Below are 310 nucleotides of genomic sequence, written 5' to 3'. Positions count from 1 at the left end.
CGGATGCTGGCTTGTTTGCCGATGTTTTCGCCGACCAGTCCTCCGACGGAGCTGTCGCGAGCCGCAGTGACCGATCCGTCCGCGCTCGACCCCGGAATCGTTCCGTGGTTCAGGCCGACGAGCCCGCCAACCCGGCTCGCCTGCCCGGCACGCACGGCTCCGCGGGCCGCGGATTGCTCGATTGCGCCGTCGTTCACGGCGACAAGCCCGCCCACGCTGGCTCCCTGGCCTGCACCGACAACGCCTGCCGCGTTGCCCGCCCGGATCGTGCCGGCGTTCCTGCCGACCAGGCCGCCCACGACGCTGCTCG

General features: G+C 71.9%; 1 protein-coding gene. It reads right to left on the bottom strand.

Annotated features, from left to right (window positions below):
* Nucleotides 1–310: GLUG motif-containing protein (locus KVT39_RS36705; protein ID WP_306795636.1), on the bottom strand; the 310-nt coding region annotated here is incomplete at both ends.

Source organism: Burkholderia sp. GbtcB21 (genome assembly GCF_019091065.1).
GTDB classification, from domain to species: domain Bacteria; phylum Pseudomonadota; class Gammaproteobacteria; order Burkholderiales; family Burkholderiaceae; genus Burkholderia; species Burkholderia pyrrocinia_C.
This window is presented reverse-complemented; position numbering and strand designations above follow the sequence as displayed.